The organism is Arcanobacterium hippocoleae, from assembly GCF_040360365.1.
Classification (GTDB): Bacteria; Actinomycetota; Actinomycetes; order Actinomycetales; family Actinomycetaceae; genus Arcanobacterium_A; species Arcanobacterium_A hippocoleae_A.
Genome location: NZ_CP136412.1, coordinates 604,729 through 618,148, shown reverse-complemented (window position 1 = coordinate 618,148; position 13,420 = coordinate 604,729). Strand labels below are relative to the sequence as shown.

12 protein-coding genes and 4 pseudogenes are annotated in these 13,420 nt (G+C 55.0%); 13 read left to right on the top strand and 3 right to left on the bottom strand.

What is annotated here, in order from left to right; genetic code table 11:
• Positions 1–389 precede the first annotated feature (389 nt).
• From RQN30_RS03245 to RQN30_RS03225, 5 genes and pseudogenes are all read left to right on the top strand, one after another.
• A complete protein-coding gene (locus tag RQN30_RS03245) occupies positions 390–635 on the top strand; it encodes a hypothetical protein (protein WP_353061223.1) in 246 nt (81 codons plus the stop codon).
• On the top strand, positions 632–853 hold the full coding sequence (locus RQN30_RS03240) for a hypothetical protein (RefSeq protein ID WP_353061222.1): 222 nt from the start codon (positions 632–634) through the stop codon (positions 851–853). Before RQN30_RS03245 ends, RQN30_RS03240 begins: the two co-directional genes overlap by 4 nt.
• A gap of 192 nt (positions 854–1,045) precedes the next feature.
• A pseudogene (locus tag RQN30_RS03235) lies at positions 1,046–2,181 on the top strand (DUF2800 domain-containing protein).
• A gap of 23 nt (positions 2,182–2,204) precedes the next feature.
• Positions 2,205–2,756: a DUF2815 family protein gene (locus RQN30_RS03230; protein ID WP_353061221.1), complete on the top strand. Its 552-nt coding sequence runs from the start codon at positions 2,205–2,207 to the stop codon at positions 2,754–2,756.
• Between the two features lie 75 nt (positions 2,757–2,831).
• Entirely contained in the window at positions 2,832–4,799 is a 1,968-nt protein-coding gene (locus RQN30_RS03225; RefSeq protein ID WP_353061220.1) for a DNA polymerase, read from the top strand.
• On the opposite strand, the pseudogene RQN30_RS03220 reads toward RQN30_RS03225, so the two are convergent.
• Positions 4,784–5,727 (bottom strand): annotated as a pseudogene (locus RQN30_RS03220) (Abi family protein). The gene RQN30_RS03225 and the pseudogene RQN30_RS03220 overlap by 16 nt on opposite strands.
• A gap of 415 nt (positions 5,728–6,142) precedes the next feature.
• Between RQN30_RS03220 and RQN30_RS03215 the strand changes: the two are divergent.
• The 5 genes and pseudogenes from RQN30_RS03215 to RQN30_RS03195 all read left to right on the top strand — a co-directional run bounded on the left by RQN30_RS03215 (position 6,143) and on the right by RQN30_RS03195 (position 10,376).
• Complete coding sequence (locus RQN30_RS03215) at positions 6,143–6,907, top strand: phage antirepressor (RefSeq protein ID WP_353061219.1); 765 nt, start codon at positions 6,143–6,145, stop codon at positions 6,905–6,907.
• Positions 6,904–7,347, top strand: a complete 444-nt coding sequence (locus RQN30_RS03210; RefSeq protein ID WP_353061218.1) for a DUF7768 domain-containing protein — start codon at positions 6,904–6,906, stop codon at positions 7,345–7,347. The genes RQN30_RS03215 and RQN30_RS03210 overlap by 4 nt, the downstream gene beginning before the upstream one ends.
• A pseudogene (locus tag RQN30_RS03205) lies at positions 7,340–8,472 on the top strand (hypothetical protein). Before RQN30_RS03210 ends, RQN30_RS03205 begins: the two are co-directional and overlap by 8 nt.
• Positions 8,433–9,856 (top strand): annotated as a pseudogene (locus RQN30_RS03200) (virulence-associated E family protein). The pseudogenes RQN30_RS03205 and RQN30_RS03200 overlap by 40 nt, the downstream one beginning before the upstream one ends.
• Before the next feature lie 136 nt (positions 9,857–9,992).
• Complete coding sequence (locus tag RQN30_RS03195; RefSeq protein WP_353061216.1) at positions 9,993–10,376, top strand: hypothetical protein; 384 nt, start codon at positions 9,993–9,995, stop codon at positions 10,374–10,376.
• Between the two features lie 17 nt (positions 10,377–10,393).
• Here the strand turns inward: RQN30_RS03195 and RQN30_RS03190 are convergent, their stop codons facing one another.
• Positions 10,394–10,561, bottom strand: a complete 168-nt coding sequence (locus RQN30_RS03190; protein ID WP_353061215.1) for a hypothetical protein — start codon at positions 10,559–10,561, stop codon at positions 10,394–10,396.
• A 258-nt stretch (positions 10,562–10,819) separates the two neighbouring features.
• On the opposite strand from RQN30_RS03190, the gene RQN30_RS03180 reads away from it, so the two are divergent.
• The 3 genes from RQN30_RS03180 to RQN30_RS03170 all read left to right on the top strand — a co-directional run bounded on the left by RQN30_RS03180 (position 10,820) and on the right by RQN30_RS03170 (position 13,160).
• Entirely contained in the window at positions 10,820–12,187 is a 1,368-nt protein-coding gene (locus tag RQN30_RS03180; protein ID WP_353061214.1) for an SNF2-related protein, read from the top strand.
• Positions 12,187–12,636 carry a hypothetical protein gene (locus RQN30_RS03175; RefSeq protein ID WP_353061752.1) on the top strand — a complete coding sequence of 150 codons (450 nt, stop codon included), beginning with the start codon at positions 12,187–12,189 and terminating at the stop codon, positions 12,634–12,636. The genes RQN30_RS03180 and RQN30_RS03175 overlap by 1 nt, the downstream gene beginning before the upstream one ends.
• Before the next feature lie 146 nt (positions 12,637–12,782).
• Entirely contained in the window at positions 12,783–13,160 is a 378-nt protein-coding gene (locus tag RQN30_RS03170) for an HNH endonuclease (RefSeq protein ID WP_353061751.1), read from the top strand.
• Here the strand turns inward: RQN30_RS03170 and RQN30_RS03165 are convergent.
• The gene (locus RQN30_RS03165) at positions 13,157–13,408 is read right to left on the bottom strand and encodes a 50S ribosomal protein L7/L12 (RefSeq protein ID WP_353061213.1); all 252 of its coding nucleotides are present in this window, start codon (positions 13,406–13,408) and stop codon (positions 13,157–13,159) included. The two genes, RQN30_RS03170 and RQN30_RS03165, sit on opposite strands and share 4 nt — an antisense overlap.
• Between the last annotated feature and the right edge of the window lie 12 nt (positions 13,409–13,420).

The window sequence follows — 13,420 nt, the reverse complement described above, 5'->3', positions numbered from 1 at the left end:
CCAGGTCATTTCATTCAGCAACTGGGATGTAGAAATCCAGGATAACCACCGCTACACCACTATCTCGTTAGGCCAGGAACAAGTCGATGACGCTATGGCAGTAGACGACATACTGTCCCATGTTTCACCAGATCAGCAACGCTACATCCGGCTACATGTCCTAGATCATTACTCGTTTGTGGAGATAGCCCGAATGGAAACCCCGCTGGTAGCGGGGAGGAGATTAGTCGCCGGGCGAACAGTATCGGACGTTCAGTCAAACGCGGCCTGGAAAAGCTACGAGAAATTCTTCAACCCACCCGTCCGGTTTCCACCCCGCCCAGGGGCGTATAGGTGCAAGCCCGAACAATCCAGGGTTTGCACAACTACGAACACAAGGAGGACTTGTGATGGGAAAACCAAAACTGAAAGTCAGGCTAACTGGTGAGGCAGAGCCGGACTCGCTGGTTTCTGCCCGCACTGTCGGGCTGCGCGAACGCCTGGTCGCCCGACTACTGGGTCGTAAACACCGGTTGACGGTACTTGTACCAGGCAACCAGGTTGGCAGCATTGAAATCATCCAACCCGACGACGACCTGACCGTTTTAGCGAACGCGGTTGGCGTGTTGAAACAACCGGCAGGTGATTGCGAATGAATATCACTGATGCGAACCGGTTTATCCGGGCGATTAACACGATAGTCGAGGGCTACACCGCTCTAGCCGCCGCAATTGAGGATACCGCCTGGGAATCCGTGGAGGATCATGCCGGGATGCCCGGCGCGCGGCCTATCTCTGCTGCCCAACTAGCACAACCTGCATTAGAGGAAGCGGTCGCCGACTACGAAGCCCAGCACCCAACCCCCCCACACTAACCCCGCAACCTGCTTCTGTGCCGGAGTCGGTGGTGTCGTTGGAGCAGGTGCGCGGCAAGCTCGCAGAACTGTCCGCAGCAGGGTTGACGGCCAAGGTTCGGGAGTTGATTGTCCAGGCGGGTGCGGATCGGCTTTCTGAGGTTGATCCGGCCAGGTATGGGTGGTTGTTGACTCAGGCTGAGGATCTTGGCCATGCCTGATCAACACGCTTTGTTGTCGGCCTCGGGTGCTCACCGTTGGCTTAATTGTCCACGCTCGGCGCTACTCGAAGCCAAGCTACCAGGCACCACGAGTCAAGCGGCGGAGCAGGGCACCGTTGCGCACGCCCGTGGGGAGTGGAAGTTACGCCGCGCCTTGCATGAAGCGCCAACGGTTAAACCTGTCTCGGACTGGGTTGATGAGGAGATGGAGCACCTGACTGATGATTATGTGTTGTTTGTTCTTGAGCAGTTCAGACAAGCCCGGCAGGGGTGTGTGGATGCGAGGGTGTTGATTGAGCAGCGCCTTGACTTCTCCCACATTGTGCCGGACGGTTTCGGTACCGGCGATGCGGTGATTATTGCTGAACCGACCTTGCAGATCATCGACCTGAAATACGGCCAAGGCGTTTTAGTAAGTGCTGAGAATAATCCGCAGCTAATGCTCTACGCCCTGGGTGCAATCCACGCTTTTGGTGATTTGTACAAGTTCGAGCAAGTGCGTTTGACGATTTTCCAGCCCCGCCGCGATAACGTCGACACCTGGAAAATACCCGTTACTGACCTACTGGCGTGGGCCGAAAGCGAAGTGAAACCGAAGGCTGAGCTAGCCGCTACAGGTCAGGGGAATTTCAGGCAGGGTCGTGGTGTCAGTTCTGCAAGATCGCGCCCACCTGTCGGGCACGTGCTGAGGCCAACTTGGCGTTTGCCAGGCTGGAGTTCACACCACCGGCAGAACTGTCCGACGTGGAGATTGCCGATGTGCTTACACGTATCCCACAACTTAAGTCTTGGGCATCCGACGTGGAGGCATACGCCCTATCGAAAGCCGTGAATCAGGGTAAGACGTGGGAGGGGTTCAAGCTCGTCGCCGGACGATCAATCCGTAAATACAGTGACGAAACCAAGGTTGCCGAAGCGGCTCTGGCTGCTGGCTATGCCGATATCTATGATCGCAGGCTTATCACGCTCACGGCGATGGAAAAGCTGATGGGCAAACCCACCTTCAACGAGGTTCTCGGTGACTTGGTGGTCAAGCCGGTCGGGAAGCCGACGCTCGTGCCTGATACCGATAAACGCCCTGCGCTCGAAATCTGGAGCGCACAAACCGAATTCACGAAAAACAAGTAACTAGATAGAAAGAAGAACAAATCATGTCTACTCAGAATCCGACCCGTGTGGTCACTGGAGAAGTGCGTCTGTCCTACGCCCATGTGTGGGAACCAAACTCGATCCAGGGCGGCAAACCCAAATACTCCGTCTCTTTGATCATCCCGAAGTCCGATAAAGCCACGATTACTGCGATTGAGAAGGCTGTGGACGCGGCTATCGAAGCAGGGATAGCGAAGTTTGGTGGCAAACGTCCGAATAAGGCAGCGCTCAAGTTGCCGCTTCGTGACGGTAACGTGGAGCGCGATGACGAGGCGTATAAGAATGCTTATTTTGTTAACGCTAATTCCGTGACGGCTCCGCAGATTGTGGATGAGTATGTTCAGCCGATCCTGGATCGCTCCGAGGTGTATTCCGGCTGCTACGCCCGCGTGAGCCTCAGTTTCTATGCGTTCAATACCAACGGTAACCGTGGTATCGCGTGTGGGTTGGGCAATATTCAAAAACTGCGCGATGGTGAACCGTTGGGTGGTGGCCGGGTTTCGGCTGAATCCGATTTTGGCGATTTCAGCAGCGGCGATGATTTCCTGAACTAGCCAGACCATTTTGTGGAGGGAGCTGCCAAGCGTGGTGGTTCCCTCCATGTGTTTCTATGAGAAAGAACCATCCTCATGTACTCCATTGCAATCGATATTGAAACCTACAGTCCCGTCAACCTGTCTAAAAGCGGCGTGTACCCGTATGCCGAACACTTAGACTTCGACATCCTATTGTTCGGCTACTCCATTGACAGCAACCCCGTTAAGGTCATCGATTTGGCATCGGGAGAGACGCTGCCGGGTGAGGTGGTGGAGGCGTTGGTGGATCCGGAGGTGACCAAGTGGGCGCATAATGCTTCTTTCGAGCGTGTCTGCATATCTGCTTGGCTTACCCGCCACCACCCTGAGATACTGCCGCGGGGGTTTCTTGACCCAAGCCAGTGGCGGTGCACCATGATCTGGAGCGCTTACCTGGGTTTGCCGATGAGTCTGGAAGCCGTCGCTACCGTGCTTGACCTTGATGTGCAAAAAGACACTGCCGGGAAGCGCCTCATCCGCCAGTTTTGCACACCCGCCGCACCCTCCGTGCTCAACGGCGGGAAAAGCAGGAATCTGCCATCTGTTGATCCGAAAGGCTGGAAGGATTTCATCGCATATAACGCCCGTGATGTCGAAGTAGAACTTGCTATCCATGACCGGCTCTCAGCGTTTCCGATGCCCGAGAGTGAGTGGGACGCTTATGCACTCGATCAGCGTATTAACGACACTGGGATTGTCCTTGACCACACGCTTGCAGATGCCGCTGTCGCGTTAGATGACAAGCATCGCACAGCAACATTGGCGAGGGCGCAGGCGTTGACGGGGTTGGCCAATCCGAACTCGCCCATCCAGCTCAAACAATGGCTTTGGGATCATGGTTGCGAGTTGGAGTCGTTGTCGAAAGCCGAGGTTGATACAGCGCTCGATACGGCCACAGGCGAAGTGAAAGAAGTCTTGGAGCTGCGCGGTGACCTGGCAAAGTCTTCGGTGAGGAAGTATCAGGCGATGCAAAACGTCCAAGGCAGTGATGGGCGCGGACGCGGACTGTTGCAGTTTTACGGCGCAGGCCGTACTGGACGCTTCGCAGGCCGTCTCGTGCAAGTCCAAAACCTACCCCGCAACTATCTACCAGATCTCGACCAGGCCCGAGCACTGGTCAAAGCTGGCGACCTTCAAGCATTGGAGTTGCTCTACGACTCCGTGCCCGACACGCTCAGCCAGCTAATCCGTACCGCGTTCATTCCTAGCCCTGGCAACCGGTTTATCGTGGCGGACTTTTCTGCAATCGAGGCGCGCGTTATCGCGTGGCTGGCAGGCGAAACCACCACCCTGGAAGCCTTCCGTAACGGTAAGGATTTGTATTGCGAAACCGCGTCACGCATGTTCGGTGTACCAGTCGAGAAACACGGGGCCAATAGTGGGCTTCGTCAAAAAGGGAAAATCGCAGTTTTAGCTTGTGGTTATCAAGGCGGGGTAGGTGCGCTTAAAGCCATGGGTGCGCTGCGCATGGGGCTGGAAGAAGCCGAGTTGCAGCCGTTGGTAGACGCATGGCGGGCAGCAAACCCCAACATCGTCCAGCTATGGGCCGACGTCAATGCCGCCGCTATCGAGACAATCTCTACTCAACAGCCCACTCACGTTGGCTCATTGACGTTCACTGTGGAAGCCGGGATCATGTTCATCAAGCTGCTGTCTGGCCGCAGGTTGGCATATGTGAAACCCAGGCTGGGTGAGAACAGGTTCGGTGGCACGTCCATCACCTACGAAGGCGTAACCACAGGACGTAAGTGGGGCCAACTTGAAACCTATGGTGGGAAGCTGACAGAGAATATCGTCCAAGCCGTCGCCCGCGACCTACTCGTTCACGCAATGCAAACCGTGGCTAATGCCGGGCATCGGATTGTGATGCATGTTCACGACGAAATCGTCATCGACGAACCCGTGGCTTCCGGTTTCACCGTCACTGATGCCTGCAAGCTGATGTCCACGCTCCCATCTTGGGCAGCAGGTCTACCACTATCTGCGGACGGGTATGAGTGTGGGTTTTATATGAAAGCGTGACGTAATGTGTCTGCTGGTATATCGCCATACTTGGCAGGTTGCGCGATACCTTGTGCTATGAGCGGATGGGTAGCAAGGATGGGTTCAATACTGGTTTCTAACCATTGCTCGCGTAGGCCGCAGCGGTTGGAAATATCGTCAAGGGCGATGAGGATTTTATAAATTGAGTGGTCGGTGAAGTTCCGGTAGCGCTGTTTGGCACGTCTGGTTGTGTTGGGTTGGAGGCCAGGCACATCTAGTACGGAGTGGTTCCATAATCGTGCGCAGTGCGCGATCCTGTTGCGTAGATAAACGAAAGATCGTATCTGCCCTGGTAAGAGCTTGCGAGACGTGTTCATCGAGTTGGCAATGTGATCGAGCACACCGGATTGGCCTGAGGCTTCGATTAAGCGAGACAAACTGCCGAAGGAAAAGCCTCAACCGCAACCCAGATAGGCATGCGGTCATAGGCTTGCGGTTTGTACCGGTTACCTTGTTTGACTTCATCACGGTAGTGCGTGATGAAAGTTTCCTTGCTGCGATCCAGGTTAGCCAGCGCGTGTTCTTCTACCCGTTCAGCGCCCGGCAGTGGCGACTGTGTGAAGCCTTCACCGTGTGCAAACACGCCTGTTGAGCCGACAATCTCGCCGTAGGCGTTAGCAAATCTTGTTCTGAGCAGGACTTCTAGTGGGTGGAGCACTTCATCAAGAGTGGTCACGAGGATTTCTTCTGCTTCGTAGAGCGCCTTTACTTTTTCAAAGGAAGCGCCTTCAATGAAACGGTTATCCCCGTTGCGTGGATCGCGCTGCCAGTAGCGGAAATACCCAGAGAACCGGTAGTAACCCACCCGTGACAAAAATACGATAGCCGCAGGCACGTCCTCAATATGTAGGCCTCGTTGGATCAGCAGTGCTACTTGCGCTTCGCAGCTGATCCAGTTTTTGGGCATGGGAATCCTTAGTCGAGAAAAGAAAGGCCCCGGTCATTTGTGCATCGCCCTCAAGGGGCTAGAGGCCTGACCGGGGATCTATCACCGTCAATTGTACGCCACAGGGACAAACGAGACAAGCAAGCAACACTATTGAAAATAAGAACCGACCCTGGACTGCCACCAAGGCGGGTATTGGAACCAGTATTGATAGGTGACTTGGCTGCTACTTCAGACTCCATATTAGGAGTTTTTGGATAGCCCGTCCGGATTTGATGGTGCCCAGGGGCGTATGTGCGAGAGCCTTACATGCTCAGTGACCGTAAACCCTATTGAGGGGGGTAACTCCTTTCGGGTTTGTGGCTTTCTACTGAGAGCTTCTCGCGCCAACCGGTGCACCTTTCGTCTATTTGGCTCTCAGAACAGGAGCCTTAGTATGGGCAACACGATCCAAACATTCAACAATGATGCCTTTGGGATGATTCGCACTATCGAACAAGAGGGCAATGTGTATTTCTGTGGCCGGGATGTCGCCACCGCCCTCGGATATACCAACACCAACAAGGTGATTCAGGATCATTGCAAGGGTGTTCCGTTTCGTTACCCCCTTGAAACCACGGGTGGTATCCAGCAGGTCAGGTTCATTACCGAAGGTGACCTTTACCGCCTCATCATGTCTTCCAAGCTCCCAGCAGCGCAAGCCTTCGAGTCTTGGGTGGTCGACGAGGTGTTGCCGTCGATTCGCCGGACCGGCATGTACGCCATCGATGAACTACTCGATAACGATGAGCTTTTGGAACGGGCGCTCGTGCAGTTGCGCAGCGAACGTGTTAAACGGCTTGCTGCTGAGCAAGCCCTTTTGGAGGCCGCGCCGAAAGTGTCCTACTACGACATTGTGTTGCAGTCGGACTCGCTGCTAACTACAACCGAAATCGCTAAAGACTACGGGCTAAGCGCGAAGCGGATGAACCAGATTCTGCACGATGCCGGTGTGCAGTTTAAGCAGTCGGGTCGTTGGTTCTGCTACGCCCGCTACGCCGAGCAGGGCTACACCCAGTCCAAGACCCACGAATACGACGAAGGCAAAACCAAAACCCACATGTATTGGACACAAAAAGGACGCCTGTTTATCTACGACCTGCTCAAAAACCAGCTTGGCATTCTTCCCGTCATTGAGCATGAAGGCCAGGTGGGGGCATGAGTACCGCGACACTCGATATCGGTTTTTCGAAGAAGAACACTGAGGGGTACCTGGATTTGACGAGCTACCAAGCGTTGAAAAACATCCAGCGCGGCGAATATGGCTACCGGCCCTTGGTGTATATCTGCTCACCTTATTCCGGGGATGTGGCAGCCAATGTTGAACTTGCCAGGGCGTTTTGTGCTCACGCGGTCACCTGCCACAAGATTCCGCTCGCTCCGCACCTGTTGTTTCCGCAGTTTATGGATGATAGCGACCCGTTCGAGCGTGAGTTGGCGATGTTTTTCAACCGGATTCTGTTGTCGAAGTGTGAGGCGGTGTGGGTGTATACCCCGCGTGTGAGTCCTGGCATGAAAATCGAGATCGGCTGGGCACACCAACTCGATCTGCCCATCAAATATTTCGACGCTGATTTTGGGCAGGTGTGTCTTGATGCGTGAGTTGAAGATTGCTTATGGCCGGTCACGGTTTGATACGGCATGGAAGAACACCACTATCAGGTGGGCAGAGTTTTGTGACCGTGTCGCTACCACTGTGACTACGACGGAGACATTGGCTGAGTTTTTGCGATGCGTCGGGGTCAGCAAGACAGTATTAAGGATATTGGCGGGTTTGTTGCAGGTCATGTGGCGGGTGGCCGACGTAAACGCGGTAACGTGCTGGCTCGTTCGATGATCACCCTTGATATGGATATTCCTCCTGCTGATGCGTGGGAACAGATCAGGCACAGTTTGGATTGTGCGTGTTTGGTGTATTCGACGCATAAGCACCGCCCAGAGGCTCCACGGTTGCGTCTGGTGATCCCACTAGGACGGGACGTGTCGGCTGAGGAGTATGTGCCGGTAGCGCGGATGGTGGCTAAATGGATAGGGATTGATTGGTGTGATGATTCCACCTATGACCCCGAGCGGTTGATGTATTGGCCCTCTACCTCAATGGGTGCGGTGTTTTTCCACGATACCCAGGATGGTGCGTGGTTGGATCCTGACCGGGTGTTGGGTTCTTATGATGATTGGCGTGATGCCACGACGTGGCCTACTTCCAGTAGGCAAAGCACGGTCACACCCTATTCGCGGCGAAAACTGTCTGACCCAAGAAGTAAGAAGGGGCTGGTGGGGGTGTTTTGCCGTACCTACACCATCAGTGATGCGATAGAGACATTCCTACCCCAGATTTATGACCCGACTGGGTGTGAGGGACGCTACACGTATAAACGTGGCGAGTCCACTGGCGGGCTAGTCGTCTTCGATGACTTGTTCGCCTACTCTTTCCACGGTACCGATCCTGCTGGTGGGCGGGCACTAAACGCCTTCGACCTGGTTCGAACCCATCTGTATGGTCATCTTGACGAGCAGGTCACAGCTGACACGCCATTGGGAAGGTTGCCTTCGTTTGGGGTGATGAGCGAGCGTGCAGCTAGTGACGAGCAAGTCCGGCTCGTGTTGGGTCGAGAAAAGCAAGCCCAAGCTCAAAAGATTTTACCTCCACAACCACTGGCGGGGATCAGTCGGGAGGTGATGGGTGGATGGGTCGGTTGGAGTATGAGAAACGCTCGGGGGTGTTGAAAAATAATCTGCATAACCTCACGCTGATTTTGCAACACGACCCGCAGCTTTCAGCGATTGTGTTTAACCAGCAGGCCGATTCCATGGAGATTACAGGTAGTGTGCCCTGGGCGCATCCTTCTAGGTTTTGGCGTGATCAAGATGATGCCCAGCTGGTGTGCTATATCGATGCTCATTACGGTACGTTTTCCCAACGTAACTACGACATTGCTATCACGAAAGTTGCCGATGACAGGTCGTATCATCCGATTCGTGATTATCTCGGCTCACTACCGGCGTGGGATGGTCTGGCGCGTGTCGATACGCTTCTGGTGGACTATTTGGGTGCTGAGGATAGTGCCTATACCAGGGCGGTGACCCGCAAAACTTTGTGTGCGGCAGTGATGCGGGTGTTCGAGCCTGGCTGCAAATTCGACTCCATGCTGGTGCTCAACGGGCCGCAAGGTATCGGCAAATCTACCCTGATTGCTCGCCTGGCTGGCCAGTGGTTTTCTGACTCGCTCAACCTGTCCGACACTAGGGACAAGACTGCGGCTGAAAAACTCCAAGGCTACTGGATCTTAGAGATTGGTGAACTTGCCGGGCTGCGCAAAACCGAGGTGGAAACCCTACGCTCGTTCCTTAGCCGGCAGAATGATATTTATCGTGCCGCGTTTGGTAGGCGCGCAACCCCACACCCTAGGCAGTGCGTGTTTTTGGCACCACGAACGCTGAGAGCGGCTACCTACGCGATACCACAGGTAATCGCAGGTTCTGGCCGGTGGTCACCCCTGGCAATGGTGTGAAGGCCTCGTGGGATCTAACTGGCGCGCAGATTGACCAGATTTGGGCAGAGACCCTGGTCTACGTTAATCGTGGCGAGCCGCTCTACCTTGAGGCGAGCTTGTTGGCCCAGGCAGTGGTCCAGCAACACCAGGCGATGGAAACCGATGAGCGTGAAGGACTCATCCAGGCCTATCTCGATACTCTCCTGCCCGAGGACTGGGAGGAGATGGACTTGTATGCCCGCCGTAACTATCTCGATGGGGCAAGCGAGTTCGGGACAGTATCCCAGGCTGGGAATGTTGTGCGCAAGGTCGTGTCGAACCTGGAGATCTGGTGTGAATGCCTGGGCAAAAACCGGGCAGATCTCACCGCGATGGACTCCACACGTATCCGGCAAGTATTGATCAAACTCGGCTGGAATCGTCACCAGAGTAAGAAACGGTTGGCCCTGTATGGGCCGCAATGGGTCTATACCCGTCAAGTGGACCCTGCCGCGGTGTTCCACCACAACCAGTCGATACCTGGAACTACTGATCCGGATACTGGTTCACACCCGTACCGTTCCACCGCTACCGATCTTGGAATGGCAGTGCCGGAACCAGTCGAAATCCCTATCTAGAAAGCGTTTGACCTGTCTAGTGTTCCGTTGTTCCACCCATATCTCTAAATCTTAAAAATATAGAGAAATAAGGAAATCCTGTGTGTATACACGCATATACGCGCGCGTAAGGGATTTTCGGGTACAACGGAACACTTTGGCAGGCCATCCGCCACAAAAACTTAAGGATGGCATCATGATCACCACCAAACAACCCCAACGAAACGACGACGCCTACCTGGCTCGCTGCCACGCCACCCTCAAAACGTGGAAAGCACCCCTGGAAGGTTGGCAGTGCATCAACCTGATCGACTACTCCGAACCCAACAGTGGGCTGACCACGTGTGAGCTGTGCGGGTGTAGCAAAGTCCGGTTCATCCACGTCATGACCCACCACGACTATTTCGACCCGGTCGAGGTCGGCTGCGTGTGCGCCGGTGTCATGGAAGGTGACCAGCTTGCCGCCAGGGAGCGTGAATGCAAAGCCCGCAACCGGGCTAAACGCCGAGCCACATTCCTGAAAAACCCTGGCGCACCCTGACAAACGGCAACCAGATGCTACGCCACAAAGGACAAACCATCTTCATCAACCACACCACCAGTGGCTACTACAACACCCGGTGCGGCAACCAGATCATCTGGCGCTACAAAGGCAAACCCATCACCAACCCGCTCACTGCGATCTATGCCGCCTTCGACCTCATCGACCCGATAAAGGACTAACACATGAACGAACACGCAATTGAACAAGCCCTCAAGACTGCGGTTGAAGCATCTGGCGGCTTGTGCTGGAAACTTGTCAGCCCCAGCACTGCAGGTGTCCCAGACCGCATCTGTTTACGACATGGACGAGTTGTTTTCGTTGAACTGAAAACCCCAGGCAAAAACCACGTCCGATCCAACAGCATCGGATCAACCAACTACACGCCCAAGGCTTCCAGGCCCTTGTCGTCGATAACCGTGAGGGAATCAAGGAGGTGTGTGATGCACTATCAGCCGCATAACTACCAGCAACTCGCAACCCAATACATCATCGACCATGACCAGGCCGCGATCTTCCTCGGAATGGGTCTTGGCAAAAGTGTGATCACACTAACCGCGATCTGGGAATTGATGCTCGACTACTTTGAGGTGTCCCGCGTGCTGGTCATAGCGCCACTGCGAGTTGCCCGCGATACGTGGCCAGCAGAAGTAGCGAAGTGGGATCACCTCGACGGACTCACAGTGGCGGTGGCTGTTGGCACCAAGACCAACCGGCTAGGCGCATTAACCATGAACGCGATGGTGACGGTGATCAACCGGGAAAACATCCCCTGGCTGGTCAAGCAGCTGGGGTCAACATGGCCGTTTGACATGGTCATCATCGACGAGTTGTCGTCGTTTAAGAATCATCGAGCCAAGAGGTTTACGGCGTTGGTGAAAACCCGTCCCTACGTCAAACGCTGGGTCGGACTCACGGGAACACCAGCCGCTAATGGGCTAATGGATCTGTGGGCACCTTTCCGACTCCTCGACGGCGGCCAGCGCCTAGGCCGGTTTATCACCCGCTATCGGGAACGCTGGTTTATACCGGATAAACGAAACGGCCAGCAGGTATTCACCTACAAACTCCGTGCGGGTGCTGAGGACGAAATCTATGCCGCGATTTCGGATATGACGTTGTCGATGCGAACTACCGATCACCTTCAACTACCGCCACTGACACTAACAACCACGCCCGTCACTTTGGAGGCGAAAGAACGCAAAGTCTACGAGCGGTTAAAGTCCGATCTGGTTGTTGAATTAGATGGAGCCACGATTGATGCTGGGAACGCAGCTGCCTTGTCGGGCAAACTCTTGCAGCTAGCGTCCGGCGCAATCTACACGGCAGGCGGCGACTGGGTTTCGGTGCATGAGCGCAAACTCGATGCACTCGAAGACCTTGTCGAGGCAGCAAACGGTTCTCCGCTGTTGGTGGCGTATTGGTTCGCCCACGACCGTGAACGCATCGTCTCTCGCTTTTCACAGGCACGCGAGCTGAAAACCTCGGCCGATATCGAGGCATGGAACACCGGCAAAATCCCGCTCGGCTTGATTCACCCGGCCAGCGCTGGTCACGGGCTGAACCTACAGGCTGGCGGGCACCTGCTGGTGTGGTTTTCGCTGACCTGGAGTTTGGAGTTGTATCAGCAGACCAACGCGAGACTGTATCGGCAAGGACAATCTGAGCCGGTCACAATCACCCACCTCGTCGCGGCGAACACACTTGACGAAGCAGTCCTTGTCGCACTCGAAAGCAAGGACACGACCCAGGGCGCGTTGATCGACGCGGTCAAAACCCAATTCGATAAAGGAGACACCTCGTGCATGTGATGACTAAATACCTTGATATTCGCAAAGCTGCTATCGCTGCGTTGCAGGACTACCCGGCAATGGACGAACTAGCCAACCAGACCAGCAACCTAGAGATTGAACAAATCCGCCAAGACCTCGAATCACCTGGGTCGCCACGCTTGGATGGGATGCCGAAAACCAGCAACCCGCACGCAGGTGAGACCAGGATTGCTGCTGGGCTGGATGAAATCGACCTTATCCAAGCCCGTACAGTGCAGGCGAAACAGTACCTGGAATGGTTCGATGCCGCCTGGGCCAGGCTCACTGATGATGACCGTTACGTCCTTGAAGGGTTCTTCCTCAGCCAAGGTAGCCAAGAAGAAGCCGTACAAGAACTGGCTGACCACTACTACGTTGAACGTGATTCCATCTACCGGAAAAAGAACCGTGCCCTCGACCGGCTCGCCACACTACTGTACTGGCGCTGACTGCACCCTTTCGCCAAAAGGTATCCGAATCTTGCGATGGATTTGTAGTTTTTGGCCTGCAATACTGTAAGTAGTCAAAAATCTCCATTGAACCCCGAAACCCCAAACGGTATCGGGGTTCTCGCATATCCAAGGCGGTGAAACTGGTGCCAGTAAAACCTGCCACCCCGTGTTCCCAGCCTGGCTGTCCCGAGCTTACCCACAACCAGTTCTGCCCAGCCCACGCCAAGACAGAAGACCAGCGCTACCGACGCTACCAACGCGATGCGAAAATCAACCGGCGTTACGGTAGCGCATGGCGCAAGATCCGCAACCGCTACATCACCGCACACCCGCTGTGCGAGGACTGCCTGAACACTGGCCGGGTGACACCAGCTCAAGAAGTCCACCACATCCTCCCGTTAGAGCATGGTGGTAGCCACGACGAGACGAACCTGCGGGCATTGTGTAAGCCGTGTCACTCACGCCAGTCAGCTCTGGATGGTGACAGGTGGCGGCAAGCCCCGAGGGTTTACATGTATTAGGCGACGGAGTCGATGGCGTTCTTCGCGGTCAAGAGGTCTGCTCCGGTTCGTTGACGGTATGCCTTGATGGCTTCGACCTTACGGCCGGATGTGACAAGTTCACGTTCGTCAACTGACACGCCGAAGACATCGACAGTGCTTGCTTTATCGCCGAGGCGTGTCTTCAATTGCGTGGCGAGTGTTAATAGTCGCTGATTCTCGCGCCGTAAACGCTCGATTTCCCGAGCTTGATCGAACCATTTGCCCATCGTTCATCCCTT